Below are 23,853 nucleotides of genomic sequence, written 5' to 3'. Positions count from 1 at the left end.
GCCCGAAGCGACCCCGGATTGGCTGCACACCGCCGCGCTGCACTCGGTATGCAGACAAGTATCCATGCAGCGATAGTTGCCCTGTGACTGTCGCCAATCCCGCTCCGTCCACCGCTGCATCTGCGCCACGCGGCCTGGTCTTCGGCGGCAGCGGGCAGATCGGCGAGCGTCTGCTGACTCGGCTGCTGCGCCGGGGCTGGCAGGTGACGGCGTGGTCGCGGCCGCCGCGCGCAGCGTGCTCCGGGCGGGTCTGGCGGCAGGGCGATCTGGTCTACCGGCAACGCCGGTGACGCGTTCGACGTCATCTTCAGCAGTGGTCCGCTGGACCATTTCGCCCGCTGATATGGTGAAAATCCGGTGGTCTCGCCGCGTATCGTGGCGTTCGGTTCCACTAGCGTAGAGGTCAAGGAACACTGCATCGATGCAGCCGAGGCTATCTGGCCCAGCGTCTGGCCAATGCCGAACAGGCGTTGTTTTCCGCTGCCCTCGCGCGTGGCGCCAGTGCCACCGTGCTGCTCCCAACCATGGTCTACGGTGCCGGGCGCGACAAGACACTGACCCAGATTGCCGGGTTGGCGCAGCGCACCGGCGCGTTCGTGCTGCCGGCCAACGCCACCGTTCTGCGTCAGCCGGACGCGTGGACGATCTGGCCAGCGCCGCCTTGGCAGTGGTCGGGCAGGCGGCCACCCGGCAACGCAGGCATGCGGTGGTCGGCGGCGAAGTGCTGGCGTACACACAGATGGTAGAGCGCGTGCTGCAGGCGCCGCCACGGTACGCGCGTTTATCAGGTGCCGCAGAGCCTGTTTGGTCTTGCACTCACCGCAGCGCAGCGCCAGCTAGGTGGTCCGAATGCCGCCGCATTACAGCGCATGCGCGAGGACCAGTTATTCGATCTGGAACCGGCACGCCGCAATGTCGGCTACGTTTTGCCCATTGCCGGAGAGCTCGGGATCGGCGAGTGATGCCTGGCTGGTCTGTCGCTGGCTCTTAGTAACGCCAGCCCAGCTGGCGATACGCCTTCGCCAACACCCAGATCGGCCCGATCAGCAGATAGGTCAGATCGGTCAAAAAGCTCGGCCTGCGGCCTTCGATCTTGTGGCCGACGAACTGCGCAATCCACGCCAACACGAACACCGTCAGCGCGGTGGTGAACAGGCCACCGAGCCCGATTCGGCCTTCGATCAACCGGCACAGGCAACCGAAGAAAAAGAAAATTCCCAGCATTCCCAGCCCCAACGGGCGCGACAGCCGGTTGTAGTACGACCATGCCGCAAACATCGACAGCGCTGCCCACACACCGCTACTGAACCAGGTGCCGCCGACCGGGATGCACCACAGCAGTGCGACTACCGACCACAGAATTGCAGGCACCGCCAGCACGTGGATCTGCTGGTTGGTCGCATGTTGATGATCGTCGGAATAGCTGGCGAAATAGCGCTCGATCGGTCGCGCGGTCGTGGTGCGTTCGGTCATGTTCCCTCCCAGGAATGACCCAAGCATACGCGCGCGGATGGCGCTGTGGCAGGTGTGCCCCTCGCCACGCACGACTTGCGTGACGAGGGACGCGCTGCGCTACATCAGTTGACCGAGACCGCGCTCCACGCCGCCGCGACCGCGCGGTACTGCGTGGACGTGCTGCCGTACAGATCGGTGGCCGCGCTCAACGTGGCGCGGCGGGCAGCCGCGTAGTTGGTGGACGAGGTCATGTACACCGTCAGTGCGCGATACCAGATGCGGCTGGCGGCAGCACGGCCGATCGCTGTCAGCGCCGTCGAGCCGCTGCAGACCAGCCCGGCCGGGGTCAGGTTGTAGCTGGTGCCCGTGCCGAAACCGCTCGGTACCACTGCGCCTTCGGCCAGCAGATAGTAGAAGTGATTGGCCACGCCCGAGCTGTAGTGCACATTGAGCGAGCCCAGACTGCTGCTGTAGCAATCCGGCGAGTCGCCATCCAGGCTTGGCTTGAACATGTAACGCAACGCCAGCGTGCCGGTGCTGTTGTTGGGGATGATCTTCTCGCCAATCAGATAATTGCCCGGCTCCGCACTGTTGGCAGCGGAGTACTCCACCATGGTGCCCATGATGTCGGAGGTGGCTTCATTCAAACCGCCCGATTCTCCCGAGTACACCAGACGTGCGGTCCGGCTGGTCACACCATGCGTCATCTCGTGGCCGGCCACATCCACCGACACCAGCGGCGTGAATGAGCTGCCGTCGCCATCGCCGAAGGTCATGCAGAAACAGCTGTCCTGCCAGAAGGCATTGTTGTAGCGGCTACCGTAATGCACGCGGCTACGCGCACCGGCACCATCGTTGGCGATGCCGGTGCGCGCATGCGTGGTGCGATAGTAGTCCCAGGTCAACGCCACGCCGTAATGCGCATCCACTGCGGCGGTGACCGTGTCGCTGGTGGCGCCGTTACCCCAGGTGTTGTCGGCGTCGGTGACCAGGGTGCCATTGCCGGAGGTGCTGTTGCGCATGTTGTAGGTGGCGCCACTGCCGCGACTGAGATCGGTCAGTTCATAACCGCTGCTGCAACGCGTGGTCGACAATCCAACGCTGCCTGCATACAACGCACGCCCGGTGCCGGCCGCACTGGTGCCGCCGCTGCACACGGTATGCACCGTATCCCAGGATTCGAGGATGCGCTGGCTGACTGCATCGACGATGTAATGCATCTCGGTCGGTGTCTGATCCGGTTTGACGCCGCTATAGATCACCTCGTACACCAGGCGTGGCGCGCCCTGGCGCGCATACAGCGCCAGGCTCGCCCGCGGCGCGGCATCTTGCGCCACATCGAAGTACGACCCCGCGACACGCAATGCGGTTGCAGCATCGATCCCCGGCACCAGGCTCGGACGCACCGTGGTTTCCATGGTCTGGCTCAACTCACGCATCACCCCACGCCGCGAATGCACCACCACATCGCCGCCGATCACCGGCAGGCCCTGATAGGTGCGATCGAAGCGCACATGTTCAGTGCCGTCGGCATCGACGATGCTGTCGCGTGCGATGAAGGCATCGGCCGATGCACGATTGGCCAATGCCGACGCGGTGTTCCCCAACAACGATTGCGCGCGCGAAACAGCGGCATTTGCGGACAAATCCGCTGTGGTAGCGGCAGCGGAAAACGATAGCGCGCAGCAGATCGCCGCGCCCAAGACGTGGAATTGCATGACGACTCTCTCCAGAAAACGTGCGATGCAAAGACCGGCGGCATCCCCCGACAGCCGGTCGCCGATGGCACCTCGGGTGCCGGCAGCTACGCTTGCACAGTCCCGAACTGGACAGTAGTAAAAATTACGGATGTGTCACGTTCTGTGCGCCGCGCCACTTTGCGCTGTGGAGCGCATCGCACAGACACAGTGAATGCATGATGTTGTTAGCCGCTGCGGCCAAGCATGCGCGCACTGCATTGGTTTTAGATGGGGGTGCGCCGCATAGCTGCGGAGCATTCCTTGAGCATGTCGTTCCGTCCTTGTGTATCTGCTCCCGTCGAAGCCGGCGATGGGGTAGTGGCAGGTTGCGCACTGGGCGCGCTGGTGGTGGCAGCTGCAGGCCCCGGCTTGTCACCGCATGCGGCGAGCACCAGACTCAGGCCGAGAGCAGGTAGGACGGAGATGAAGCGTCGCATCAGGTCGCCTCTTTGACGGTTTGAGTTGTAGGGGAGGATAGCCAAGCCGGCAGAACCTGCTTCCAGCGCCCACCGACGTTTACAAAGACTGGTCGTCCACCTTGACCAGCATCCAGCAGCGACGCTGGGCGAAGTGGTAGACCTGCTGATCGCCGGTGTCCGGCGTGCGGACCAGTACCTGGCGGCCACCGGCCTCTTCGGAAATGTGACCTCGCGGCCGCCGTTGCGGGCTGCCTCCAGGTTCGGGATGACAGGCCATTCGACCTTGGCCAGCGGAACCGTGCGGGTGACCGGGGTGGGCTCGGGCTGAGCGTCCGGGTCGAGTTGGATCATCGTCAGCGGATCGGCGATGGCCTTTTCCTATACCGCAATGTCTGCACTGAAGCTTTTCAGAAACGCAGGGAAGTCGGCGCTTGGGCAGGTTGTCGCCTGCGCAGGCGTTGCCGAAGTGGCAGCGGGCGTTGAGGCGCCAGCGCGGCCTCTGCAGCGTGTGCGGTGGCTGCCGGGGTTGCAGCGACAACTGGCTCTGCTTGCGGTTTGCAGGCAACTAGCACCAGGCTCAGTGCGAGGGCGTGCAGGGAAGTTCGGAAAAGGGCCAACGGATCCTCCTGATCATAGCGGGCAACTGAGTGAGCCGGCGGGACGTTATATGCGCACTGCTCGCAAATGTGTGAAGGCTTGCCAAGCGCCGGGACGCGAACTGGCCGGCATGCAGCATGCCAACACCTTCGGAGGGAACGGTGCCTGATGCTCGGTGATTCCAATACCGGTGATACCGTCAGCACAAGCCCGATTAGCTCAAACCGAGTCTGCGCTAAAACCATAATGAATGTGATTATGGGTTTCTTGGAAATACATCCGGTTTGGCGCGAGTGGCTATAGCCCGTTCGAAAAGACATCGACTGCATCCGCACTCACCCATCCTTGCGCGCAATTGCCAACGTAGTGTCCTGGTACTACTGCGTGGCAGCTCTCGCTACTTGCAGGCTTCATCTGCTTGATCGGCCTGTCGCCATAGGTTTTGCACAATGCGTTGTTCTTGCACCTTGCAATGGTGTCCGCCGGAATTGCGGCAACGTAGTAATAAAGCGGGTTCTGTCCGGCGCGGCCGATCGCCTGGACGCAGACGAGCTGGCCTTGCGCTAGATGTGCTGTAGTTGTTGCGCTACTGCCGGTGGCGGGCACGATATCCAACAGATCAACTCCCTTTCCCTGGGCTACGCCGGCGAAGAATCCCTCATCGCCACAATCCGGCGAAAGCTCCACATCATAAAAATCACCGCTGGCGACATTGCCTGTAGTGCATCCTTTTGCGGCCTTTGCATCCGTGCAGGTGACGCCGGTGGCCTGTATCAACGCGCCAAGTCCGTCGTTGATCGCCGGCGCTGCAGGTGCCGTGGTTTTCGCAGGTGCTACTGACGCTGTGGCAGGGGCAGCAGATTCGCCGGCCGTGCAGGCGCTCAGTGCGAGCAATAAACCAAGGGCCACCGCACTGCGGAAGGCAGGCAACAGGCGGAAGAAGTGATTTGACCGCTCCATTGCGACCTCGTCGGGCAAGAGAGCACGCCATCGCGGCGAGCGTAGTGGGATGAATTGGATGCAATGATGTGCAGTGGTTGCCATGAAGTTTCATATGCAGCCACTGGCTCGGCCTCAGCGCGCATTCACTGGACCCGGAGCGCGCCGAGTGTGTCAGCGCTTTAGTCATAACGGCGTCAGCGTGATGCGACGCCCCACACCCCCGTTAAATCGGGGGGAAGCCATCAATCAACCGAAATGCCCGCCAACCGCTGCAGGGCTTCGGCATATTTCGCACGGGTGCGATCAATCACTTCGGCCGGCAGGCCAGGACCGGGTGCGGTCTTGCCCCAGTCCAGGGTTTCCAGATAATCGCGCACGAACTGCTTGTCGTAGCTCGGCGGGCTGGTGCCCAGTTCGTATTGGTCGGCTGGCCAATAACGGGAGGAGTCCGGGGTCAGCATCTCGTCCATGATGTACAGGCGGCCATCGGCGTCGGTGCCGAATTCGAACTTGGTATCGGCCAGCAAAATGCCGCGTTCGGCGGCAATATCCGCAGCGAAGCGGTAAATGCGCAAGGTGGCATCGCGCACGCGCTCGGCCAGCTCGGCGCCGACGGTCTTGACCATCGCATCGAAGTCGATGTTCTCGTCATGGTCGCCGACAGCGGCCTTGGTCGAGGGAGTAAAGATCGGCTCGGGCAGTTTCTCGGCCTGGCGCAGGCCGTCGGGCAAGTCGATGCCGCTGACCTTGCCGGTGCGCTGATAGTCCTTCCAGCCGCTGCCGATCAGATAGCCGCGTGCGATGGCTTCCACCGGCACCGGCTTGAGCTTGCGCGTGACCACGGCACGTTTGGCATAGAGCGTCGGGTCCACACCGTCGGGCAGCACCTGCTCCACCGCGATGTTGACCAGGTGGTTGGGCATCAGGTGTTCGGTCTTGTGGAACCAGAAGTTGGACACCTGGCACAGCATCTCGCCCTTGCCGGGAATCGGGTCGGGCAGTACCACGTCGAACGCAGACAGACGGTCGGTGGCCACCATCAACAGGTAGTCGCCCGGGGGGGCATCGGCGGGCAGGCGGTCGCGGGGAATATCGAAGACATCGCGGACCTTGCCACGGTGACGCAACGGCAGGCCGGGCAGATCGGATTGCAACAGCGTGGTCGACACAGGCACTCCTAAGGACGTCGCTATGACGCTGTCCCCGGGACCCGGTGGGCCCGCGGATGGCCAGCGGGCCGCGTAGTGTACGGCGCTTCGCCGCCGCCCGCAGAATTTATTGGAGCCCGTGTCGCGGCGCCTGTGCAGGGCTCGTCAGCCAAGCCAGGCGGGCGTTCGGGTAAGATCGCCAGCCCGCCTCCCGACCCCGATTGCCTCCATGTCCTGGTACGGAAAACTGCTCGGCGCATTGGCCGGCGCCTTGCTGTTCCGCGGCGCGCCCTTCGTGGGGCTGATGATCGGGCTGGCGATCGGCCACGCGGTCGACGCCGGCTGGTTCAAGCGGCGCGCGGAAAATCCGTATGAAGCGCTGGGCCTGGAGCCGGACGCCACCACCGCCGAGATCGATCTGGCCTATCGCCGGCTGATGTCGCGTTACCACCCGGACAAGGTGGCCAACGCCGACCCTGAAGCGCGCCGCCAGGCAGAAAAGAAGGCCAGCCAGATCAACGCCGCCTACGACCGGATTCAACGGCTGCGCAAGCGCTGAGCGAAGGCCGTGCGTCGAGCGCCGGTGCGTGGCCTATGTCGCGCGTCTGCGCTGCACTCCGCCCCTGGATCGGAAACGCCACGGGACCAGTAAAAACGCCTGATCAAGACGACCAAGCGCCGTGGCACGCCTGCGCCCGGCCGTCAGAACGTGTCGCTGGCGCTCAGGCGTACCGTGTGGGTCGAAACAGCGGTGTCGATACGCCGCAGATCGGTGCCGGCCGGATTCACGTGCGGGAATGGGCGGGTCACCGGCCTGGTGCGGCTGGTTTTACCGCGCCCGGCGATGCCGGCCGCCCAACGGTAGAGCGGTTTCCAGCAGTGTCCGGTGGCATTCGGCTTTCCTCGCCGGGCCACGGTTGCGACAATGGCGCTCCTGCATTTTTCCGAGCTGCCCATGCAACCGACGGCGATCGCCCCGTCCATCCTGTCTGCCGATTTCGCCCGCCTGGGCGAGGAAGTGAACAACGTCCTCAAGGCTGGTGCCGACTGGGTGCACTTCGACGTGATGGACAACCACTACGTGCCCAACCTCACTATCGGCCCGATGGTGTGCCAAGCGCTGCGCAAGCACGGCATCACTGCGCCGATCGACGTGCATCTGATGGTCGAGCCGGTGGACCGCATCGTGCCGGACTTCGCCGAGGCTGGCGCCACCACCATCAGTTTCCATCCCGAAGCCAGCCGCCATGTGCATCGCACCATCCAGTTGATCAAGTCGCACGGCTGTCAGGCCGGGCTGGTGCTCAACCCGGCCACGCCGGTGGATATTCTGGATTGGGTGCTGCCCGAGCTGGATCTGGTGCTGGTGATGTCGGTCAACCCGGGCTTTGGTGGACAGGCCTTTATTCCTTCCGCGCTGGATAAATTGCGCGCGATCCGCAAGAAGATCGATGCGCTGGGCAAGCCGATCCGGCTGGAGATCGATGGCGGCGTCAAGGCCGACAACATCGGTGCGATTGCCGCGGCCGGCGCCGACACCTTCGTCGCCGGGTCGGCCATTTTCAACGCCCCCGACTATGCGCGGGTGATTGAACAGATGCGTGCGGCGGTGGACGCGGTGCGATGATCCAGCCCGGGCCGCAGATCCGCAGCGCCACGCCCGACGATGTGCCGTTGCTGCATGAACTCATCACTGCGCTGGCGGCGTACGAGCGCGAGCCGGATGCAGTCAAGGCGAGCCTGGAAGATCTGCGTACCAGTCTGTTCGGCGAGGGCGCCACCGCGCATGCGCTGATCTGCGAGCAGGACGGTCAAGCGTTGGGATTTGCGGTGTATTTCTTCAACTATTCGACCTGGCTGGGCCGCAACGGCCTGTATCTGGAAGACCTGTTCGTGCGGCCGGAAGCGCGCGGCAAGGGCGCTGGCCTTGCGCTGTTGCGGCACTTGGCGCAGCTGGCCGTGCAGCGTGGCTGCGGACGGTTCGAGTGGTCGGTGCTGGACTGGAACCAGCCGGCCATCGACTTCTATCAAGCGGTGGGCGCGCGCCCGATGGACGGCTGGACCGTGTACCGGCTAGACGGCGAACGGCTGGCTGCGTTTGCCGCAGGCCCCTGAGCCGGGCGCGCCGAGGAATCCAGCGTCAAGCAAAAGGAAGGCCGCTCCCGAGGAAGCGGCCTTCAAGAAAATTGGAGGCTGATCCTGCCTCCGCCCGTCGTCCCTGCTATGGCCTTCTACTCTCCGGGTCATCAATGACACGGCAATGACAGCGCGTCGGCATTGCCTATTCACAATCCACCCAGTGGCTCGCTGCTAGCCTGCGGGCATTACCCTCACAGTATCGGCAGCGCGCATGGCCCCGTCCCACTGGCGTCTGATCCTCAACGGCAAGTCCACCGATAATCTGGACCTGCGTGAGGCGGTGGGCACGCTGCGCAAGCGCGGCCTCCAGCTCGATGTACGGGTCACCTGGGAAGATGGCGATGCCGAGCGCTATGTGAGCGAAGCAGTGGCCGATGGCGTGCATACGGTCGTGGCCGCCGGTGGCGATGGCACGCTGAGCGAAGTGGCCGCCGCCCTGGCGCATCACCAGGGCGACGCGGCGACGTTGCCATCGCTGGGCCTGGTGCCGCTGGGCACCGCCAACGACTTCGCGACCGCCGCCAACGTCCCGATTGCCCCGCTGGACGCGCTGACCCTGATCGCCGAGCGCGTTGCGCAGCCGGTCGACCTGCTGCGCATCGAGGCCGACCACGGCCCGCACTGGTGCGCCAATATGGCCAGCGGCGGCTTCGGCACCCAGGTCACGGTGGAAACCGACGAAGGCCTGAAAAAGATGCTCGGCGGCCTGGCCTATCTCATTACGGGTATGTCGCGGCTGGGCCGGATCGACCCCATCAGCGCCCGCTTCAGCGGCCCGGATTTCAGCTGGGAAGGCGAATTCATCGCACTTGGGCTGGGGAACGGGCGCCAGGCCGGTGGCGGCCAGGCGCTGTGCCCAGAGGCGTTGATCGACGACGGTCTGCTGGATGTCACCATCGTCCCTGACCTCAACGGCGAAGTGGCTGCCACGCTCGGCACCCTGGTCACCGGCGGCAAACAGGCCGCGCTCGAACGCGTGGCGGTGCGCGCCCGGGTGCCGTGGCTGGAGATCGTCTCCAAACAACCGCTCACCTTGAACCTGGACGGCGAACCGGAAACCTCGCGGCACTTCCGCATTGAATGCGTCCCGGCGCGGCTGCGGATGCATTTGCCGGGCGATTGTCCGCTGCTTGGTGGGTAAGGGCCGGGAATCGGGAATCGGAAAAGCGTGGCATGCATTTCGGGTGAGCCAGGCAATCGCGTCGCTTTGCGCCCCTTTCTCTCAGGGGCGATAAGGCACTGCTTGCGCCACTGGCGCGCGTGTCTCGGAGCGCCCGCCTGTTAGCGCAGGCCGGGGTGCGGAGCGGGGGCGGAGTGAGGGTCACTGCGCCGACTCGCATGCCGCCACCAGCCACCTCGCGCCGAGGAACAGTTGTTGCAAGCGTCAGCGAGGAGCGCAACGCGCGGACTTCAAGCGCGCACTGAGGTCCGGTGCCCACGAGCCTGACGACATCCACCAACCCGCCTGCGTAGCCTCCAGCTTTTCACCAACCCGCACAACCACGTCAGCAACACCACCCACCTTCGCCATCGTTGAACGGCGTTCGCCTGTGCCTGCTGCCCTGCGGCCAGCAGTTGCGCTACAGTAGCTGCGTGTCCCGCCTGACGACTCCACGCTCCTTCTCTTCCGCTCGCCGCTGGTGGCGATGGTGGCCCGTTGCCGTCGTCCGCCCCGCCACAGAGTCCCGGAAGGAAAGTCGTCTTGATCACTGCAGAGCAGTTCCAGCGCCAGGCCGCTGAAGGTCACACCCGTATCCCCGTTGTCCGCGAAGTGCTGTCCGATCTGGACACGCCGCTTTCGGTCTATCTGAAGCTCGCCGATGGCGCCTACACCTATCTGTTCGAATCGGTCGAAGGCGGGGAGCGCTTCGGACGGTATTCCATCATCGGCCTGCCGGCGCGCCGCGTGTACAGCTTTCGTGGCCACACGCTGGACGTTAGCGAGCACGGCGAAGTCGTCGAAACGCGTGAAGTCGCTGACCCGCTGGCCGAAGTGGACGCGCTGCGCGCCGAGCATTCGGTGCCGCAGCTCGACGGGCTGCCGGGCTTCACCGGCGGGCTGGTCGGCTGGTTCGGTTTCGAGTGCATCCAGTACATCGAACCGCGGCTGGGCAGCGGCGACAAACCCGACGAACTCGGCACGCCCGATATCCTGCTGATGCTCTCCGAAGAGCTGGCAGTGTTCGACAACCTCAAGGGCCGCCTGTACCTGATCGTGCATGCCGACCCGCGTCCGCCGCAGGCCTATGTGCGTGCCAATCGGCGTCTGGACGAACTGGCGCATCGCCTGCGCCAGGGCGGCGCGGGTTATCCGCGCGCACAGATTTCCGATGCGATCGACGAATCGGATTTCCACTCCTCGTTCACCCGCGAGGAATACCACGCGGTGGTGCGCAAGGCGCAGGAATACGTGCGCGCTGGCGATATCTTCCAGGTGGTGCCATCGCAGCGGTTGCGCGTGCCGTTCCGCGCCCGTCCGGTGGATGTGTATCGCGCGTTGCGTGCGCTCAATCCCTCGCCGTACATGTATTTTCTCGATGTCGGCGGCACCCAGGTGGTCGGCTCGTCCCCGGAAATCCTGGCGCGTCTGCGCGACGGCGTGGTCACCGTGCGCCCGATTGCCGGCACTCGCCCACGCGGTGCCACGCCGGAACTCGACAAGGCGCTGGAAGCCGAATTGCTGGCCGACCCGAAAGAGCGCGCCGAGCATGTGATGTTGATCGATCTAGGCCGCAACGATGTGGGCCGCGTTGCCGAACCGGGCACGGTCAAGGTCGGCGAGCAGTTCGTGATCGAACGCTATAGCCACGTCATGCATATCGTCAGTGAAGTGACCGGCACGTTGAAGGCTGGCCTGAACTACAGCGACGTGCTGCGCGCCACCTTCCCGGCCGGCACCGTGAGCGGCGCGCCTAAAATCCGTGCGCTGGAGATTATTCGTGAACTGGAGCCGGTCAAGCGCAACGTGTATTCCGGCGCGGTCGGCTACATCGGATGGCACGGCGATGCCGATACCGCTATCGCCATCCGCACCGCCGTGATCCAGGACGGCTATCTGTATGTGCAGGCAGGCGGTGGCGTGGTCTACGACTCTGACCCGGACCTGGAATGGCAGGAAACGATGAACAAGGGGCGTGCGCTGTTTCGTGCAGTCGCCCAGGCGGCAAAGGGCCTGTGATGGACGGGCAGGGCAGCGCTGCGCGCATCGGCTTTCGTAACGACTACAGCGAAGGCGCGCACCCGCGTCTGCTGCAGGCGTTGGCGCAGGCCAGCGCCGAGCAGCACGCCGGCTATGGCACCGATCGGCACACAGCGCGTGCGGTTGCATTGATCCGCAGTGCAGTCGCGCAGCCGCAGGCCGACGTGCATCTGCTGGTCGGCGGCACGCAGACCAATCTGATTGCGATCAGCGCGTTTTTACGCCCGCATCAGGCAGTCATCGCGGTGGAAGCGGGGCATATCGCCACACACGAGACCGGCGCCATCGAAGCGACTGGCCATAAAGTGCTCACTGTGCCGGCGCTGCATGACAAGCTGACGCCTGCGCTGATCCAGTCGGTGCTGTCTGTGCACAGCACCGAACACATGGTGCAGCCGCGTCTGGTCTACATTTCCAACAGCACCGAAAGCGGCACCATCTATACGCGTGCCGAACTCGATGCGTTGTCGCAGTTCTGCCGCGCAAACGATCTGCTGCTGTATCTGGATGGCGCGCGCCTGGGTGCCGCACTGACCGCCGACGGCAACGATCTGGATCTGCCCACCATTGCCACGCTCACCGATGCGTTCTACATCGGCGGCACCAAGAATGGTGCCCTGCTCGGCGAAGCGCTGGTCATCGTCAACCCCGCGTTGCAGGCCGATTTGCGTTACCTGATCAAGCAGCGCGGCGCGCTGCTGGCCAAGGGCATGGTGCTCGGTGCGCAGTTGGCAGCGTTGTTCGAAGACGGCCTGTTTTTCGAGCTTGCAGCGCATGCAAATGCCATGGCGCAACGCTTGCGCACCGGCCTGCTTGCCGCAGGCGCGCACTTCACCAGCGACTCGCCGACCAATCAGCAATTTATCGCCGTCAGTGCGCAACACGCTGCGCAGCTGGCGCAACGCTACGACTTCGAGCGCTGGGAGCTCCGCACAGACGGCAGCCATGTGATCCGCTTCGTCACGTCGTGGGCGACGACGCCTGAGGCGGTCGATCGCCTGTGTGCGGATATGGCAACACTGCAGCGCGGTGTGCTGTAAGCATGCGCGTCAGTCACCAGCGAGAAGGCAAGTGAAGCAAACCACGCCCTGTCGGGTATCAAGACGTCCCATAACAAGGCGGCCGAGGTGCGTGCGCAGCTCGAGCGCGAGGCCGCTGATCAATCACGCAGGTCTGCCGCTGAACTTGCCAAGCCTGATGGCGTCAGGATTCAGGGGCTGCATACGATCTGCGATGTCGCACCGAATTTCGCCTATGGCATTCAGGCGGGTAGTTGGCCGACACCGGTTGCTCTGGTCTGCACATCGCCGGCATCGCCCGCACCTGTTGCTGATCGAGGTTCAACCGTCGAGTTACTCGAAGCCGGCAGCATCACCCTCACCCAAAACATCTATGCGGTCTTCCTGATCGCGCAATGAGTCCTTTGCCATGCTGCTGATGCTCGATAACTACGACAGCTTCACCTACAACCTCGTGCAGTATTTGCAGGCGTTGGGCGCCGAGGTCATGGTGGTGCGCAACGATGCGATGCGCGTCGACCAGATCGCCGCGCTCAAGCCCGAGCGCATCGTGATCTCGCCCGGTCCGTGTACGCCCAACGAGGCGGGTATCTCGCTTCAGTTGATCGAGCAGCTGGGTCAGACCACACCCATCCTGGGCGTATGCTTGGGCCATCAAAGTATCGGTCAGGTCTATGGCGGCGATGTGATCCGCGCCGGCAACATCATGCATGGCAAGACCTCGCCGATCCGCCACCAGGGCAAGGGCGTGTTCGCCGGCCTGCCGGACAGTTACGAGGCCACGCGTTACCACTCGCTGGTGGTGGACAAGACCACCCTGCCGGATGCGCTGGAGGTCACCGCGTGGACAGAGAATCCGGATGGTTCGATGGAAGAGATCATGGGCCTGCGCCACCGCCAGTTTCCGGTCGAAGGCGTGCAGTTCCATCCCGAGTCGATCCTGACCCAGCACGGACATGCCTTGCTGAAGAACTTTCTGCAACGTTGAGCACGATGTGCCATCTGCGCCTCGGCGTGGCGGCATCGCACTGCGGCCTTGGTGCAGCAACGCCGCAGAATTGCGATGCCATCCAACACGTGCACCCTACAGCGCAACGTGATGTCACCGCAGCGCCGCCTTCCACCGCATCTGGGTCACGATGAGCACACACGACGACAGCATCCACTTCTACGAGCCGACCCGGGGCCATGGGCTGCCGCACGATCCGTTCAATGCCATTGTCGGGCCGCGCCCGATCGGCTGGATCGGCTCGCGCAGCGCCGAGGGCGTTGCCAATCTGGCGCCGTACAGCTTTTTCAATGCCTTCAATTACATTCCGCCGATCGTCGGCTTTGCCAGCATCGGTCGCAAAGACAGCCTGCGCAACATCGAAGCCACTGGCGAATTCACCTGGAATCTGGCTACCCGCCCGCTGGCCGAGGCAATGAATGCCAGTGCGGCGATGGTGCCGGCGGAGGTCGATGAATTCGATCTTGCTGGCCTGCAGATGGCGCCATCGCGCCTGATCGCAGCGCCACGGGTCGCTGCCAGCCCGGTGAGTTTCGAATGCCGGCTCAGCCAGCTATTGCCGCTGCAAACCGCATCCGGCCACGCCATCGAAACCTGGTTAGTGCTGGGCGAAGTCGTCGGCGTGCATCTGGCCAAGTCTGCGCTGCACCAGGGCATCTACGACCCGGCCGCGGTGCAGACGATTCTGCGCGCGGGCGGGCCGGCCGATTACTACGAAGTGCAGCCGCAGGCGCGTTTTCGCATGCGGCGTCCAGGCCAATGATCATCGTAGTTGCTTCGCCGAGTACCTCGCTTGGCGCCCGCGATTTCCCACACTGACCAAGCACGCCGCAATCCGCCTGCGGATCTCTCCATCACGTTCTGCCACGGTTGTTTCCATGCCTATCACTCCGCAAGAAGCCCTCCAACGCACCATTGAGCACCGCGAAATCTTCCACGACGAAATGGTCGAGTTGATGCGGCAGATCATGCGCGGCGAGGTCTCCGATATGATGGTCGCGGCCATCCTCACGGGGTTGCGGGTCAAGAAAGAAACCATTGGCGAAATCGCCGGCGCCGCCACGGTGATGCGCGAGTTCTCGCGCCGCGTGGACGTGAGCAATCGCCAGCACATGGTCGACATCGTCGGCACCGGCGGCGATGGCTCGCACACTTTCAACATTTCCACCTGCGCGATGTTCGTGGCCGCAGCTGGCGGCGCCAAGGTGGCCAAGCACGGCAATCGCAGCGTCTCATCTAAATCCGGCAGCGCCGACGCACTGGAGGCATTGGGCGCGGTGATCGAGTTGCAGCCAGAGCAGGTTGCCGATGCATTGGCGCAGACCGGCATCGGCTTCATGTACGCGCCCGTGCATCATCCGGCCATGAAGGTGGTGGCGCCGGTGCGGCGCGAAATGGGCGTGCGCACCATCTTCAACATCCTCGGCCCGCTCACCAACCCGGCCGGCTCGCCGAATATTTTGATGGGCGTGTTTCACCCCGATCTGGTCGGCATCCAGGCCCGCGTACTGCAGGAGCTGGGCGCCGAACGTGCGTTGGTGGTGTGGGGGCGCGACGGCATGGACGAACTCTCGCTTGGTGCCGGCACGCTGGTCGGCGAATTGCGCGACGGCCAGGTGCGCGAATACGAAGTGCATCCGGAAGATTTCGGTATCGCCATGTCGGCCAGCCGTAACCTCAAGGTCGCCGATGCTGCGCAATCGCGCACGATGCTGTTGCAGGTGCTGGACAACGTGCCCGGCCCGGCGCTGGACATCGTCGCGCTCAACGCGGGTGCTGCGTTGTACGTCGCTGGCGTGGCCGACAGCATCGCCGATGGCGTGCTGCGCGCACACGCGGTACTCGCCAACGGCTCGGCGCGCGCGCGGCTGGACGCCTATATCGCCTACACTCGCCAACTCGCCGGGCAGCCCTGAGTCATGCCGGCGACCGCAACGCAACGTCAATCACCCGCCAGTATCCTCACAGCTACGCTTGCATGCTGGCGTGCAGCCGCGCTCCAGTGCAGTCGTCTTGACCGATAATGCCCGCCCGCCAGGACCCGATACGATGAGCGACATCCTCAATACCATTCTTGCCCGCAAGGCCGACGAAGTCGCCGAGCGCAGTGCGCGCGTGCCGCTGGCCGAGTTGATCGCGCGCAGCGCTGACCTGCCGCTCACGCGCGGTTTTGCGGCGGCCATGCAGGCCAGCATCGCCGCCGGCGACCCGGCCGTGATTGCCGAAGTGAAGAAGGCCAGCCCGTCCAAGGGCGTGATTCGGCCCGACTTCCACCCGGCCGATATCGCGGTCAGCTATGAATTCGGCGGCGCGACGTGCCTGTCGGTGCTCACCGATGTGGATTTCTTTCAGGGATCCGATGCCTATTTGCGCCAGGCGCGCGATGCCTGCACGCTGCCGGTGCTGCGCAAGGATTTCACCGTCGATCCGTATCAGGTGTACGAAGCGCGCGTGCTCGGTGCCGACTGCATCCTGTTGATCGTCTCCGCATTGGAAGACGCCCAACTGGCCGACCTGTCTGGTTTGGCCATGCAGCTGGGCCTGGATGTGCTGGTAGAGGTGCATGATATCGACGAGCTCGAACGTGCGGTGCAGGTGCCGGTGCCGTTGATCGGCATCAACAACCGCAACCTGCGCACTTTCGAGGTCACGCTGCAGACGACGTTGGACATGCGCGCCGCGGTGCCGCGCGACCGTGTGCTGGTTACCGAGAGCGGCATCGTCACCCAGGCCGATGTGCAACTGATGCGCAGTCACGATGTGAACGCCTTTCTGGTCGGCGAGACCTTCATGCGCGCGGCCGAACCCGGCGAGTCACTGCGTCAGCTATTCTTCGCGCATGACTGAGGCGTATCCCGCACCGCGCGAAGACGCACCGCTGGTGGTGTTCGACTTCGACCACACCTTGTACGCCGGCGATTCCGGTAGCCATCTGTTCGCCTGGCTGATCAAGCGCAATCCGTTGCGCTTGCTGGTCGCACTGTTGGCTTCGCCAATCCTCGGCCCGATGGTGGCGATGCTGCCAACCCGGCGGCGCGGCGTGTCCGGCTATGTGTGGATCGCCACCTTCGGCCTGCATCGCGCCCGCGAGTTCAACCGTTTCATCGACGCATACGTGCTCAAGCATGAAGCGCAGATCCGCCAGCGCCTGCTCCCGCATGCACTCAAGGTCTTTACCGAACACCGCGCTGCCGGCGACCGTGTTGTGGTCGCTACCGGGGCACCGCCGGAGTTGGCGCGCGCCATTCTCGGCTTTGTCGCGCATCAGGATGTGCCGGTGATCGGCAGCCTGGTCGGCCCGCGTCTGGGCGCGGTCACCGCACGGCGTCACTGCCATAACGAAGAAAAGATGCGCATGTTGCGCGAGCGCGGCTACGCCGATATCGCCATCGCCTATTCGGACAGCACCGCAGATCTGCCGCTGCTGAAGGCCGCGCGCGCGCCGGTGGTTGTCAATCCCAAGGCCAATCGCGAAGCGTTGTTCCGTCAAGTGCTGCCGGCGGGTACCCCCATCCTCAACTGGGGTTGCCGCGACCGCGGCGGCAAGGCGCTGTAGGCAAGCGCACGCGTCCGGGCAGCAGGTCGTTCGAGCGGGCGGACGCGTGTGCAGTTGAGCCCGCAGGGCACCCTTGATCAGGCACACCGACCTAGGCAAGACCTCGGCGGCTTGATAACGACGAATCGTCGAGACCGTGACGTAGTCGCGATGCGAACCGTGCGGTTCGAACGCCCGAAAGCGCTCTTATAAGAGGTATCGCGCAAACGCGTCGCTGCACGCGCTATGCAGATGCCAATATCGGCAGCATCGCAGGCGAGTACATCGTTGCCGAACTCGGCACGCAGCCAGTGCGCAAGGCACTGGCTGCGTTGTGCCGTGTCAGCGCGTGCCGTACAGCACGACGGTCTTGCCGCGTGCATGTAGCAGGCCGTCGGCCTGCAGCTTCTTGAGCACGCGGCCTGCCATTTCGCGCGAGCACCCGACCAGGCGTGCCAGCTCCTGGCGCGAGACGCGCAGCTGGGTGCCTTGCGGATGGCTCATCGCTTCCGGTTCCTTGGACAGATCGTGAAGCGTGCGCACGATGCGATCGGTCACGTCCAGGAAGGCCAGGCGGCTGGCTTTCCTTGTGGTATCGAGTAGCCGTTTTGAAAGCTGAACGCCGATCGCGTAGAGAATCTTCGGCGCATCCGGCGACAGGCTGGTCTGGAACAGCTGCTGCAGCCGCTCGTAGCTGATCTCTGCCAACTCGCACTGGGTGCGGGTGCGCAGGATCACTTCGCGCGTATCGGATTCGATGAACAACCCCATCTCGCCGACGAACTCGCCGCTACCGAAGTAGCCCAGCACCAACTCACGATCGTCATCTTCCTCGGCAATGATGCTCACCGAGCCGCTGATCACGTAGTAGAGGGTGCCGGCCGGGTCTCCTGGCCGGAACACATCGGTCCGGGTCGGATAGCGCCTGCGGTGGCTGTGCGCCAGAAAACGCTCGATGGTGCCCGCGTCCAGCGCCAGGGAAGGGGTAGCGTTACGTACCGTCGTAGTCACAACCGTCGTGTTTCCTGGGCTCATGGTAGTTCCGCGTGTAATTCCTGAAGCTTAACGGCATGAGTCATGCAAGGTAAACCATTCTCAACGTCGGCATTTCGTTGCTGGGATCTTTGGCTCATAATTGACTCCTTTCCCGCTTTCCATAAGGACAGACCGACGTGGTCAAGCCGTTGCCTCGTCTGAGGCTACAGGGGTTCAACAACCTCACCAAGGCGTTGAGCTTCAACATCTACGACGTCTGTTACGCGCGTACCGAAGAGGAGCGTCAGCGCTACATCGAGTATATCGATGAGCAGTACGACGCCGATCGTCTGACGCAAATCCTGACCGATGTGGCCGAGATCATTGGCGCCAACATCCTCAATATCGCACGTCAGGACTACGATCCGCAGGGTGCATCGGTGACGATCCTGATCTCCGAAGAGCCGGTGATCGACAAGAAGCAGGCCGGCAAGGAGCTGATCTCCGACGCTGTGGTTGCTCATATGGATAAGAGTCATATCACTGTCCATACATATCCGGAGACGCATCCGCAGGAAGGTATTGCCACCTTCCGCGCCGACATCGACGTCGCGACCTGTGGCGTGATTTCACCGTTGAAGGCGCTCAACTACCTGATCGAGAGTCTGGAATCAGACATCGTGATCATGGATTACCGCGTGCGCGGCTTCACGCGCGATGTGAAGGGCAAGAAGCATTACATCGATCACAAGATCAACTCGATCCAGCACTTCCTCGCCAAGAACGTGAAGTCGCGCTACGAGATGTTCGACGTCAACGTCTATCAGGAAAATATCTTCCACACGAAGATGCATCTGAAGGACTTCGACCTGGATCAGTACCTGTTCGAAGAGCGCGCCAAGAACCTCTCGTTCAAGGAGCGCATGAAGATCGAGACGCTGCTCAAGCGTGAGATCGAAGAGCTGTTTCACGGGCGCAACCTGAGCGAATAAGCGCAGGAACACCCTGTTGCGCGTGCTTGCTCGCAAGCGCACCAACACCAAAAGGCGGGACGGCCCGCCACGCGATGACCTCGCGTTCCACAGCCGACGGCGGCCCAGTGTGCAAACACTGGGTCGCTTTTTTTTTTGTCCGTTTTTTCTGTGAGGAGTACTGCAATGCCCTGGATCTATCTGCTAGTTGCCGGCCTGTTCGAGATCGGCTTTGCCATGGGACTGAAATACAGCGACGGCTTCACCCGCCTGTGGCCGACCGTGCTGACCATCGGCCTGGCCGGCACTAGCCTCTGGTTTCTGACGCAGGCGCTGAAAACCATCCCGGTCGGCACTGGCTACGCGATCTGGACCGGCATCGGCGCCCTGGGCGTGACCATCGCCGGCATCGCACTGTTCGGCGACAGCGCGTCGTGGTCGCGACTTGCGTGCATTGGTTTGATCGTTGCCGGTGTGATCGGGTTGAAGCTGGTCGGGTAGTCAGTCCCGCTTAGCGGGACTGCCCCCAAAGCTTGCTGCGCAAACCTTGGGGCCCGACTCAGTCGTTCCCTATCCGCGCGCCTTCGACGCGCCCCCTAACAAAGGAGGCGCCGCTCCAGATGGGGTGTTGCGAGGTGTGACGTCGGTTGCGCCGTGGGACAGGCCTGCCGGCAGGGCGGGCGGGGAGTCGCATAGGTTGCACACGACTGTGGGCTGGCCTTGGGTCGCCAGTCGCCGATTCCCGACTAGAGCCGGTAGGCCACCGTCTTCATCAGCTTGGAGGCAAGGGCCATCGCGCTGGGGATCGGGGCGGGAAGCTGGCGGGCGCCGGCTTGTTCGGCTTGGTCTGCGTGGCGGGCCTCGTCGATCTTCATCACGCGCAGGATGGCGCGGCTGCGTTGGTCGATCTGGGGCAGGGTTTCCAGGTGCTCATCCAGGTGGGCTTCGACCTGGCGCTCGGTTTCGACCACGAACCCCAGGCTCCAGTCGTCGCCACGCAGCCCGGCCAGTGCACCGAGCGCGTAGCTGCCGGCATACCAGAGCGGGTTGAACAGGCTGGGGCGGCTGTCCAGCTCGTGCAGGCGGTCGGCGCACCAGGCGAGGTGATCGGTCTCCTCCTGCGCAGCTTCCAGCAGGTGCTGCTGGGTGTGAGCGTCGCGGGCAACCGCGGCCTGACCGAAATACAGGCCTTGCGCGCATACCTCGCCGACATGGTTGATGCGCATCAGGCCGGCGGCGTGGCGACGTTGCTCAGGGTCCAGTGCAGCGTCGGGTGTGTCGGCAGCGGGGTTGGGGCGTTCGGCCGGCGGATTGCCGAATACCGTGTCCAGCGCGCGCTGGGCTTCGACCAGCAGCCGGTCGAGCGGGCTATGCAGTCGGGAAGGGGAGGTCTGGGTCATGCGTCGATTTTGGCCCCGCTCCGCCGCGCTGCCAACCGCCCCGGGCCTGCGCTCGCTGCAACTTGCGCTGCCCTCGAGCGTCCCGTACAATCCCGCCTCTTCTGTTTCGCCTTCACAACGCGTGGCAAAGTTCCAGTGGTCATCGGCCGCTGCAATCCGCCCGACCACTCAAGAGTTTTCTCATGACTACGTTCACCGCCAAGTCCGAGACCGTCCAGCGCGACTGGTATCTCGTCGACGCCGCCGGCAAGACGCTCGGCCGTCTGTCCACCGAACTGGCCCGCCGCCTGCGCGGCAAGCACAAGCCGGTTTACACCCCTCACGTCGATACCGGCGATTACCTCGTGGTGATCAACGCCGAGAAGATCGTCGTCACGGGTAACAAGTTGAAAGACAAGAAGTATCACCGCTTCACCGGCTACATCGGTAACCTCAAGACCGAGAGCCTGGAGCAGGCGCTGCAGCGCCACCCGGAGCGCGTGATCGAAATCGCCGTCAAGGGCATGCTGCCGAAGGGCCCCCTGGGCCGCACCATGTACCGCAAGCTCAAGGTGTATTCGGGTGCCGAGCATCCGCACGCCGCCCAGCAGCCGCAAGTTCTGGATATCTAATCATGGCTATCACGCAAAACTACGGCACTGGCCGCCGCAAGTCCTCCACCGCTCGCGTGTTCCTGCGCAAGGGCACTGGCAAGATCACCGTCAACGACCGTCCGCTGGACGAGTTCTTCGGCCGTGAGACGGCGCGCATGATCGTGCGCCAGCCGCTCGAGCTGACCAAGAACACCGAAAGCTTCGACATCCTGGTCACTGCTTCCGGCGGCGGCACCACCGGTCAGGCCGGTGCGATCCGTCTGGGCATCGCCCGTGCGCTGGTCGAGTACGACGAAACCCTGAAGTCCGAGCTGCGCAAGGCTGGCTTCATGACCCGCGACGCCCGCGAAGTCGAGCGTAAGAAGGTCGGTCTGCACAAGGCACGTCGCGCGACCCAGTTCTCCAAGCGCTGATCCATCGCGTTTGGTGCGTCCCGGCTTGCCGGGGCGCCTGCTTCAAAAGCCCGGCCATGCCGGGCTTTTGTCGTTTCGGGGTTGGTGTTGGCAGGGCGTGGCGACCATCGTCCCGGAGCACTGAGCGCAATGCGTGCGGCATAGACGCGCGAGGCGTCGTTGGTCATGCGTCCGGCAACAAAAAAGGCCCGATCTTTCGATCGAACCTTTTGTGTTTGGCTGCCCCGGATGGATTCGAACCACCGAATGCCTGAGTCAGAGTCAGGTGCCTTACCGCTTGGCGACGGGGCAATAAAACGTGTTGGTCCAAGAGTATTGCATGCCGGTGAGGGCGTGAATACCTTGGTGGCTATGGGTGGACTCGAACCACCGACCCCAGCATTATGAGTGCTGTGCTCTAACCGGCTGAGCTACATAGCCTAGGGAGCCGGCAATTCTCACGATGCGCTGCACTGTTGTCAAGTATTTCGTTTTCAGCTTGTGAGCCGGGCGTCGCCGTGGCAGAGTCGGTGACAGTAGATTTTCAGGAGTCCGCATCGTGATCGATCCGGACGGTTTCCGGCCAAACGTTGGCATCGTGCTGATGCGGCAGGACGGTCAGGTGTTCTGGGCACGACGTGTGCGCAGGGACGGCTGGCAGTTCCCGCAAGGTGGCATGAACACCGACGAGACACCCGTTGAAGCCATGTACCGCGAGTTGCGCGAAGAAACCGGGTTGTTGCCCGAGCATGTGGAATTGCTCGGCGCCACGCCTGGGTGGCTACGCTATCGCCTGCCCAGCCGTGCGGTGCGCCGTAACGAGCGGCAGGTCTGTATCGGGCAGAAGCAGGTGTGGTTCCTGCTGCGTTTCACCGGCGACGAATCCCACCTCAAGCTCGACCACACCGATACCCCGGAGTTCGACCATTGGCGCTGGGTGGATTTCTGGTATCCGGTCGAGCATGTCGTGATGTTCAAGCGTGGCGTCTATGCCCGCGCGTTACGTCATCTGGCGCCGATTGCGCAAAATTTGGCCGGCCCGGCGGCGGTCGGTGCGATGCCCGAACGTGCGCTGGAGGCTTGGTTGCCGGGCAGTAGCGCGGCTGGGCACGACAGCCCACGCAAGCGGCCGCGCAAGCGTGGCGGGGCGCGGCCGATGCGGGTTAAGAATGATTAACGTATGGAATTGACACCTATTCTCGTTTGCGGTGCAATCAGTCCCGATCCTTTCCGGATCGCCAACACCTGACCGATACCGTGTACGTCTGCATCTGTAATGGGGTCACCGACCACCAGATCCGCGAAGCGGCCGAGAACGGCTGCGCCAGCCTTGCCGAACTGACCATGCGCACCGGCTGTGGGTCCAATTGCGGCTCGTGTCTTGAGATGGCGGCCGATTTGTTGAACCAGGTACACGCCACCCGCGCGCTGCCGTTGCCACTCTTGGGGCTGGCCAGCGCCGCCTGATGTAGATCGTCCGGGTACGCCGCAGGGCCTGATGGTGGCTTTCGTGCGTTTCTCCAGCGATGCCTGACGTGATGCCCATCTGCCATGCGTGAAGTGCAAATGGCGTCCCTGCGTCGTTGCGCAGCCATGCATTTGCGAGGCTTTTCGCGGACGACCTGCAATACCGCTCACGTTGGCCACAGCTGGCGCTTGCCGGCAAGATGACGGCCGTTTCCTCGTCCGATCCGTGGACTGACTCTGGCAGCCTTAAATCATTGGGCGTCCCCGTCTCCGGCGCCAGACGCGTTCCGCAACTGATCACGATTCGCGTTCCTTCATGCCCTGCGCCAACGCGTTAGAGTGCGGCCGGCTCACTGTCTCGGAGACATCGCATGAAGGGCGATACCAAAGTCATCGAGTACCTCAACAAGGTGCTCTACAACGAACTCACTGCGATCAACCAGTACTTCCTGCACGCCAAGATGCTGAAGAACTGGGGCCTGAAAGAACTGGCCGAGCATGAGTACAAGGAATCCATCGACGAAATGAAGCATGCGGACAAGCTGTCTGACCGCATCCTGTTTCTCGAAGGGCTGCCCAATTTTCAGGCGCTGGGCAAGCTGCGCATCGGCGAGAATCCGACCGAAATGTTCCGCTGCGATCTGACCCTGGAGCGCGAGGCCGTTATCGTGCTGCGCGAGGCAGTGGCCTATGCGGAGACCGTCAACGACTACGTGAGCCGCCAGTTGCTGGTGGACATCCTGGAGTCGGAAGAAGAGCACATCGACTGGCTGGAAACCCAGCTGGATCTGGTGGCGCGCATCGGCGAGCCGAATTACCTGCTGACCAAGCTGGACGACTAAGCGCGCGTCTGG

At 63.5% G+C, this 23,853-nt stretch carries 25 protein-coding genes, 2 tRNA genes and 3 pseudogenes; 20 read left to right on the top strand and 10 right to left on the bottom strand.

The window, feature by feature from the left end; genetic code table 11:
• The first annotated feature begins 83 nt into the window (after positions 1–83).
• Positions 84–962 (top strand): annotated as a pseudogene (locus M0D43_RS22030) (NAD-dependent epimerase/dehydratase family protein).
• Between the two features lie 25 nt (positions 963–987).
• Here M0D43_RS22030 and M0D43_RS08960 read toward each other — a convergent pair.
• The 5 genes and pseudogenes from M0D43_RS08960 to M0D43_RS08940 all read right to left on the bottom strand — a co-directional run bounded on the left by M0D43_RS08960 (position 988) and on the right by M0D43_RS08940 (position 6,321).
• A complete protein-coding gene (locus tag M0D43_RS08960; protein ID WP_101362944.1) occupies positions 988–1,473 on the bottom strand; it encodes an Mpo1 family 2-hydroxy fatty acid dioxygenase in 486 nt (161 codons plus the stop codon).
• Positions 1,474–1,577: 104 nt separating this feature from the next.
• A complete protein-coding gene (locus tag M0D43_RS08955; RefSeq protein ID WP_252164346.1) occupies positions 1,578–3,173 on the bottom strand; it encodes a M4 family metallopeptidase in 1,596 nt (531 codons plus the stop codon).
• 537 nt (positions 3,174–3,710) lie between these two features.
• Positions 3,711–3,964: pseudogene (locus M0D43_RS08950) on the bottom strand (hypothetical protein).
• 543 nt (positions 3,965–4,507) lie between these two features.
• On the bottom strand, positions 4,508–5,170 hold the full coding sequence (locus tag M0D43_RS08945) for a hypothetical protein (protein ID WP_252165000.1): 663 nt from the start codon (positions 5,168–5,170) through the stop codon (positions 4,508–4,510).
• Positions 5,171–5,394: 224 nt separating this feature from the next.
• Positions 5,395–6,321, bottom strand: a complete 927-nt coding sequence (locus M0D43_RS08940) for a phosphoribosylaminoimidazolesuccinocarboxamide synthase (protein ID WP_252164345.1) — start codon at positions 6,319–6,321, stop codon at positions 5,395–5,397.
• Between the two features lie 208 nt (positions 6,322–6,529).
• On the opposite strand from M0D43_RS08940, the gene M0D43_RS08935 reads away from it, so the two are divergent.
• Positions 6,530–6,859, top strand: a complete 330-nt coding sequence (locus M0D43_RS08935; protein ID WP_046963407.1) for a J domain-containing protein — start codon at positions 6,530–6,532, stop codon at positions 6,857–6,859.
• 143 nt (positions 6,860–7,002) lie between these two features.
• On the opposite strand, the pseudogene M0D43_RS08930 reads toward M0D43_RS08935, so the two are convergent.
• Positions 7,003–7,119 (bottom strand): annotated as a pseudogene (locus M0D43_RS08930) (porin family protein); the annotation flags it as partial.
• A 106-nt stretch (positions 7,120–7,225) separates the two neighbouring features.
• Here M0D43_RS08930 and rpe point away from each other — a divergent pair.
• The 11 genes from rpe (at position 7,226) to M0D43_RS08875 (ending at position 17,222) form a co-directional block, all read left to right on the top strand.
• Positions 7,226–7,927, top strand: coding sequence for a ribulose-phosphate 3-epimerase (gene rpe, locus M0D43_RS08925; protein WP_252164344.1), 702 nt, complete (start codon positions 7,226–7,228; stop codon positions 7,925–7,927).
• The gene (locus M0D43_RS08920; protein ID WP_252164343.1) at positions 7,924–8,415 is read left to right on the top strand and encodes a GNAT family N-acetyltransferase; all 492 of its coding nucleotides are present in this window, start codon (positions 7,924–7,926) and stop codon (positions 8,413–8,415) included. The genes rpe and M0D43_RS08920 overlap by 4 nt, the downstream gene beginning before the upstream one ends.
• 235 nt (positions 8,416–8,650) lie before the next feature.
• Entirely contained in the window at positions 8,651–9,580 is a 930-nt protein-coding gene (gene yegS, locus M0D43_RS08915; RefSeq protein WP_252164342.1) for a lipid kinase YegS, read from the top strand.
• Positions 9,581–10,141: 561 nt separating this feature from the next.
• A complete protein-coding gene (trpE, locus tag M0D43_RS08910; RefSeq protein ID WP_252164341.1) occupies positions 10,142–11,617 on the top strand; it encodes an anthranilate synthase component I in 1,476 nt (491 codons plus the stop codon).
• Positions 11,617–12,678 carry a threonine aldolase family protein gene (locus M0D43_RS08905; protein WP_252164340.1) on the top strand — a complete coding sequence of 354 codons (1,062 nt, stop codon included), beginning with the start codon at positions 11,617–11,619 and terminating at the stop codon, positions 12,676–12,678. The genes trpE and M0D43_RS08905 overlap by 1 nt, the downstream gene beginning before the upstream one ends.
• Positions 12,679–12,765: 87 nt before the next feature.
• A complete protein-coding gene (locus M0D43_RS08900; protein WP_252164339.1) occupies positions 12,766–13,056 on the top strand; it encodes a hypothetical protein in 291 nt (96 codons plus the stop codon).
• A gap of 10 nt (positions 13,057–13,066) precedes the next feature.
• Positions 13,067–13,645, top strand: a complete 579-nt coding sequence (locus tag M0D43_RS08895) for an anthranilate synthase component II (RefSeq protein WP_101362935.1) — start codon at positions 13,067–13,069, stop codon at positions 13,643–13,645.
• A gap of 151 nt (positions 13,646–13,796) precedes the next feature.
• Positions 13,797–14,429: a flavin reductase family protein gene (locus M0D43_RS08890; RefSeq protein WP_252164338.1), complete on the top strand. Its 633-nt coding sequence runs from the start codon at positions 13,797–13,799 to the stop codon at positions 14,427–14,429.
• A gap of 115 nt (positions 14,430–14,544) precedes the next feature.
• Positions 14,545–15,582: an anthranilate phosphoribosyltransferase gene (gene trpD, locus M0D43_RS08885; RefSeq protein ID WP_252164337.1), complete on the top strand. Its 1,038-nt coding sequence runs from the start codon at positions 14,545–14,547 to the stop codon at positions 15,580–15,582.
• Between the two features lie 133 nt (positions 15,583–15,715).
• On the top strand, positions 15,716–16,513 hold the full coding sequence (trpC, locus tag M0D43_RS08880; RefSeq protein WP_101363101.1) for an indole-3-glycerol phosphate synthase TrpC: 798 nt from the start codon (positions 15,716–15,718) through the stop codon (positions 16,511–16,513).
• Positions 16,506–17,222 carry a haloacid dehalogenase-like hydrolase gene (locus M0D43_RS08875; protein ID WP_101362931.1) on the top strand — a complete coding sequence of 239 codons (717 nt, stop codon included), beginning with the start codon at positions 16,506–16,508 and terminating at the stop codon, positions 17,220–17,222. The genes trpC and M0D43_RS08875 overlap by 8 nt, the downstream gene beginning before the upstream one ends.
• 321 nt (positions 17,223–17,543) lie before the next feature.
• Here M0D43_RS08875 and crp read toward each other — a convergent pair whose 3' ends face one another.
• Entirely contained in the window at positions 17,544–18,236 is a 693-nt protein-coding gene (gene crp / locus M0D43_RS08870; protein WP_010368067.1) for a cAMP-activated global transcriptional regulator CRP, read from the bottom strand.
• Positions 18,237–18,373: 137 nt separating this feature from the next.
• On the opposite strand from crp, the gene speD reads away from it, so the two are divergent.
• Together speD and M0D43_RS08860 are read left to right on the top strand one after the other, a co-directional pair.
• Positions 18,374–19,168, top strand: a complete 795-nt coding sequence (gene speD, locus M0D43_RS08865) for an adenosylmethionine decarboxylase (RefSeq protein WP_005990692.1) — start codon at positions 18,374–18,376, stop codon at positions 19,166–19,168.
• A 165-nt stretch (positions 19,169–19,333) separates the two neighbouring features.
• On the top strand, positions 19,334–19,648 hold the full coding sequence (locus M0D43_RS08860; RefSeq protein WP_252164336.1) for a DMT family transporter: 315 nt from the start codon (positions 19,334–19,336) through the stop codon (positions 19,646–19,648).
• A 245-nt stretch (positions 19,649–19,893) separates the two neighbouring features.
• Here M0D43_RS08860 and coq7 read toward each other — a convergent pair whose 3' ends face one another.
• Positions 19,894–20,547 carry a 2-polyprenyl-3-methyl-6-methoxy-1,4-benzoquinone monooxygenase gene (gene coq7 / locus M0D43_RS08855; RefSeq protein WP_252164335.1) on the bottom strand — a complete coding sequence of 218 codons (654 nt, stop codon included), beginning with the start codon at positions 20,545–20,547 and terminating at the stop codon, positions 19,894–19,896.
• 182 nt (positions 20,548–20,729) lie between these two features.
• Between coq7 and rplM the strand changes: the two genes are divergently transcribed.
• On the top strand, positions 20,730–21,158 hold the full coding sequence (gene rplM / locus M0D43_RS08850) for a 50S ribosomal protein L13 (RefSeq protein ID WP_003483082.1): 429 nt from the start codon (positions 20,730–20,732) through the stop codon (positions 21,156–21,158).
• A gap of 2 nt (positions 21,159–21,160) precedes the next feature.
• Positions 21,161–21,553, top strand: a complete 393-nt coding sequence (rpsI, locus tag M0D43_RS08845) for a 30S ribosomal protein S9 (RefSeq protein WP_005990700.1) — start codon at positions 21,161–21,163, stop codon at positions 21,551–21,553.
• Positions 21,554–21,769: 216 nt separating this feature from the next.
• Here rpsI and M0D43_RS08840 read toward each other — a convergent pair.
• Positions 21,770–21,844 (bottom strand) — tRNA-Gln (locus M0D43_RS08840).
• A 52-nt stretch (positions 21,845–21,896) separates the two neighbouring features.
• A tRNA-Met gene (locus M0D43_RS08835) sits at positions 21,897–21,973 on the bottom strand.
• A gap of 118 nt (positions 21,974–22,091) precedes the next feature.
• On the opposite strand from M0D43_RS08835, the gene M0D43_RS08830 reads away from it, so the two are divergent.
• From M0D43_RS08830 to bfr, 3 genes are all read left to right on the top strand, one after another.
• Complete coding sequence (locus M0D43_RS08830; protein WP_101362927.1) at positions 22,092–22,709, top strand: RNA pyrophosphohydrolase; 618 nt, start codon at positions 22,092–22,094, stop codon at positions 22,707–22,709.
• An 80-nt stretch (positions 22,710–22,789) separates the two neighbouring features.
• Positions 22,790–22,999: a (2Fe-2S)-binding protein gene (locus tag M0D43_RS08825; protein ID WP_252164334.1), complete on the top strand. Its 210-nt coding sequence runs from the start codon at positions 22,790–22,792 to the stop codon at positions 22,997–22,999.
• A 371-nt stretch (positions 23,000–23,370) separates the two neighbouring features.
• Positions 23,371–23,841, top strand: a complete 471-nt coding sequence (gene bfr, locus M0D43_RS08820) for a bacterioferritin (protein ID WP_252164333.1) — start codon at positions 23,371–23,373, stop codon at positions 23,839–23,841.
• The last annotated feature ends 12 nt before the right edge of the window (positions 23,842–23,853 follow it).

The organism is Xanthomonas prunicola (assembly GCF_025266575.1).
GTDB classification, from domain to species: Bacteria; Pseudomonadota; Gammaproteobacteria; order Xanthomonadales; family Xanthomonadaceae; genus Xanthomonas; species Xanthomonas prunicola.
Note: the sequence above shows the minus strand (reverse complement) of the source record. Positions and strands in the feature narration are given on the sequence as shown.

Excerpts from the sequence above, each read along its gene's own strand:
- M0D43_RS08960 (WP_101362944.1), bottom strand. The coding sequence starts at position 1,473 with ATGACCGAACGCACCACGACCGCGCGACCGATCGAGCGCTATTTCGCC.
- M0D43_RS08955 (WP_252164346.1), bottom strand. The coding sequence starts at position 3,173 with ATGCAATTCCACGTCTTGGGCGCGGCGATCTGCTGCGCGCTATCGTTT.
- M0D43_RS08945 (WP_252165000.1), bottom strand. The coding sequence starts at position 5,170 with ATGGAGCGGTCAAATCACTTCTTCCGCCTGTTGCCTGCCTTCCGCAGT.
- M0D43_RS08935 (WP_046963407.1), top strand. The coding sequence starts at position 6,530 with ATGTCCTGGTACGGAAAACTGCTCGGCGCATTGGCCGGCGCCTTGCTG.
- rpe (WP_252164344.1), top strand. The coding sequence starts at position 7,226 with ATGGCGCTCCTGCATTTTTCCGAGCTGCCCATGCAACCGACGGCGATC.
- M0D43_RS08920 (WP_252164343.1), top strand. The coding sequence starts at position 7,924 with ATGATCCAGCCCGGGCCGCAGATCCGCAGCGCCACGCCCGACGATGTG.
- yegS (WP_252164342.1), top strand. The coding sequence starts at position 8,651 with ATGGCCCCGTCCCACTGGCGTCTGATCCTCAACGGCAAGTCCACCGAT.
- M0D43_RS08905 (WP_252164340.1), top strand. The coding sequence starts at position 11,617 with ATGGACGGGCAGGGCAGCGCTGCGCGCATCGGCTTTCGTAACGACTAC.
- M0D43_RS08895 (WP_101362935.1), top strand. The coding sequence starts at position 13,067 with ATGCTGCTGATGCTCGATAACTACGACAGCTTCACCTACAACCTCGTG.
- M0D43_RS08890 (WP_252164338.1), top strand. The coding sequence starts at position 13,797 with ATGAGCACACACGACGACAGCATCCACTTCTACGAGCCGACCCGGGGC.
- trpD (WP_252164337.1), top strand. The coding sequence starts at position 14,545 with ATGCCTATCACTCCGCAAGAAGCCCTCCAACGCACCATTGAGCACCGC.
- trpC (WP_101363101.1), top strand. The coding sequence starts at position 15,716 with ATGAGCGACATCCTCAATACCATTCTTGCCCGCAAGGCCGACGAAGTC.
- M0D43_RS08875 (WP_101362931.1), top strand. The coding sequence starts at position 16,506 with ATGACTGAGGCGTATCCCGCACCGCGCGAAGACGCACCGCTGGTGGTG.
- crp (WP_010368067.1), bottom strand. The coding sequence starts at position 18,236 with ATGAGCCCAGGAAACACGACGGTTGTGACTACGACGGTACGTAACGCT.
- M0D43_RS08860 (WP_252164336.1), top strand. The coding sequence starts at position 19,334 with ATGCCCTGGATCTATCTGCTAGTTGCCGGCCTGTTCGAGATCGGCTTT.
- coq7 (WP_252164335.1), bottom strand. The coding sequence starts at position 20,547 with ATGACCCAGACCTCCCCTTCCCGACTGCATAGCCCGCTCGACCGGCTG.
- rplM (WP_003483082.1), top strand. The coding sequence starts at position 20,730 with ATGACTACGTTCACCGCCAAGTCCGAGACCGTCCAGCGCGACTGGTAT.
- rpsI (WP_005990700.1), top strand. The coding sequence starts at position 21,161 with ATGGCTATCACGCAAAACTACGGCACTGGCCGCCGCAAGTCCTCCACC.
- bfr (WP_252164333.1), top strand. The coding sequence starts at position 23,371 with ATGAAGGGCGATACCAAAGTCATCGAGTACCTCAACAAGGTGCTCTAC.